Genomic DNA, 2,679 nt, shown 5'->3' with positions numbered 1-2,679 from the left:
ACGCCGCTTCCGGCATCGCCAACCTCCACAACATCATCCTCACCGGCTGACCACCGAGCCGGCCCCGGACAACGCCCTCACCCAGTTACGAGACGTCCCTTAGCACCGCATCAACGTCGACACCAACATCGCCCGCGCCAACCGCCGCTCCGACCGCCGATCACGTGACCTCATCGACGCCGTGACCAGCAGTTACACCAACAAGCAATGACCCTGACCCTTGGTGGCACGCAAAAATGTGGAACGCGCTGCGAGCCACCGCCAGAAAAATCAGGATTCCTATCTGTCGCCTGCGGGCAGCACGCTGTGCGCCGCTTCATCAAAACCTCATGTGTAAGCGGCCACAATGCGATCGGCATAACCACCCGCCGGCACCCAGGCGGTGGGAAGTGGCGTGTCGGACGGAGGTTAGGCGAAGTGCAGCGGCTCCTACCTCGAGATTACCGTCGACGGCGTGTCATCCCCTGTCCACCACGGATGTACACACTGTCCTACGCGGGCGTGGAGCTCACCCTGCCCTCGGGTATGGCGCGGCTTCGTCCGAAAATGCGGGCGACCGAGCTCAGTGGATACCAGGCAGCCGTACTGGCCGTCCTCATCAAACGTTCTGGCGATCCCGCCACCCGGGACGTGACTCTGGCCGCCCTGCCGCGCGGATCGCGCCCACCGGCGGCGGCGCAATCGGCGTGGTGATCGCAAACCTACGCAATCGGTTGGGTGGTCATCGCATAGTGACGGGGTTAGATGGTTGGTGGCTTGAATGCCCAGCGCTATTGGAGGATCAGGCGTGTTGTCTTTCGGGGATCTTCGGCTGGACGAACCGCGTCGCCGGGCCTGGATCCACAACAAGCCCTCCGCTGTACGGCTCGGCTGGCAAGAATTCCTCGTACTACGCGCATTGGTCGAGGCGCGCGGACTACCGCGCAGTGGCGAGCAGATCTGGCGTGAGATGCCAACCACGATCCGACCCGCGCGGGCCGGCCAGATCGGGGTCGTCATCCATCGTCTTCGACGGCGAATCGGCCGTGAGTACATTCTGACGGGCGACGGTGGCTGGTCCGTCAAGTCCAACTCCCGGGACGGGGACTCGCCCGATCAGGTTGTCGTAGACGACGCGGCGGCGATAGTGCTGAATCGCGCGGTCCGTGACGTATGGCTGGACGGACAGTCCCAGGCGATTCGTCTGAGCCCGCAGGAAGCCGCGGCCTTGGAGGTGATCCTGGCGTCCCGCCGGACGCCACTGGGTGGAGCTCAGGTCTTTGCCAGCATGCCGATACGGCTGCGTCCGAGTAGTGCCTCCGTGGTCAGCTCGATCATTTCCCGCCTGAGGAGGAAGATCGGCGCCGACCGCATTGTGAGCACCAGCAACGGCTGGCTTCTGAGTGACGCATCGTTCCCCGGCCGCAGGATGGTCCTCGCGCCTCATCCGCATCGATCGGGCACGCGGTAGGTGGCGGAGACTCAATGGTGAGCGAGCGCTACTACGGCAGCTCCTCGTCCACCGCTCAGTGAGGCAGCTCAGTGGCAGCCTCCCTGACCCTCGCGCTTCTCGAGCACGGTCAGTCAGAACGTTGCGGCAGCGATTCGTGGACAACAAGACCGGGGAGGTCAGGACTTGGCGGAGCTATCGATAGGGCACCGCTGATTCGACCAGGAGGTCAACAGCAACCTCGGACTGACCAGCGAACAACCAGGCGCCCGGTGGCAGGGTTCGGCGAGCACACGTCAGGTGCTGGTTTGCCCAACCTGATCAAGCTTCCTGCGCCTGCTCTGACGAGCGGGCGGGCGGGCGCAAAACGTCAGCAGGTCAGCCGAACCTCGGCAATCGCTTGTCGTAGTCGTCACGAGAGATGCCGAATCTCCGGCAGCCGACGTGAGAAACGAGACAGCGCATGCGAGTCCTCATCCTCGAAGACGACGGGTTGATCCGCGACACCGTCGTGATCGCCCTGCGTTCCGCCGGGCTCGCCGTCGACGCCGCAGCCTGTTGGCACCAGGCCGAGATGCGGCTGGCACTCAACGACTACGACTGCCTGGTGCTCGACAGAGTTATTACGGACGGGGACTCGGCCGACCAGCTCTACGAGCTCCGAAGACGAGGTATAGCGGTCCCGGTAATGCTGCTCGCCAGGTCGGACGACCTGCACGATCGAGTGGCTGGCTTCGAAGCAGGCGCGGATGATTACGTCGCGAAGCCTTTCGCCACGGTTGAGCTGGTCCACCGAGTCCGGGCGCTGTGTCGGCGGCGTGGCTCCACCCGACCCGCTTTCCTGCGCGTCGGCGACGTCGAACTCGACGCCGCCCGACGACAGGTACGGCGGGCAGGCGTCCTGCTGACTCTGACCCTGAAGGAGTTCGCGGTGCTCGAAAGGCTGATGATGCGCCACCCTTCGGTGGTGAGTCGGACGGAGCTGATCGAGCACTGCTGGGACGAGATGGCCGACCCGGTGTCGAACGTGGTCGACGTCATCATTGCCCAGCTCCGACGGAAGCTAGGCGCACCTGCGGTCATCGCGACCGTCCGAGGGGTCGGTTACCAGATGGCGCCAGCCGACCCGAGTTAGTACTCCAGCCGGATCTGGTGGAGGTGGAGTCTTCGCTGGTAGTGGGCTGTTTTGGCGCGGTGCTGGTGTCGGCGTCGCCATCGTGGTCATCGATGGGTGTGGTCGAAGGGTCGGA

General features: G+C 64.4%; 3 protein-coding genes. All 3 read left to right on the top strand.

Going from position 1 to position 2,679, the window contains the following annotated elements; all coding sequences use genetic code 11:
- Positions 1 to 501 precede the first annotated feature (501 nt).
- Positions 502 to 693 (top strand): hypothetical protein, encoded by a 192-nt coding sequence (locus ACIBEF_RS32185; protein WP_396797189.1) that lies wholly within the window; start codon positions 502 to 504, stop codon positions 691 to 693.
- A gap of 94 nt (positions 694 to 787) precedes the next feature.
- Entirely contained in the window at positions 788 to 1,450 is a 663-nt protein-coding gene (locus ACIBEF_RS32180) for a hypothetical protein (protein ID WP_396797188.1), read from the top strand.
- A gap of 442 nt (positions 1,451 to 1,892) precedes the next feature.
- Positions 1,893 to 2,564 carry a winged helix-turn-helix domain-containing protein gene (locus ACIBEF_RS32175; RefSeq protein ID WP_396797187.1) on the top strand — a complete coding sequence of 224 codons (672 nt, stop codon included), beginning with the start codon at positions 1,893 to 1,895 and terminating at the stop codon, positions 2,562 to 2,564.
- The last annotated feature ends 115 nt before the right edge of the window (positions 2,565 to 2,679 follow it).

Origin of the sequence: Micromonospora sp. NPDC050795 (genome assembly GCF_044456785.1) — a bacterium.
GTDB lineage: Bacteria > Actinomycetota > Actinomycetes > Mycobacteriales > Micromonosporaceae > Micromonospora.
This window is presented reverse-complemented; position numbering and strand designations above follow the sequence as displayed.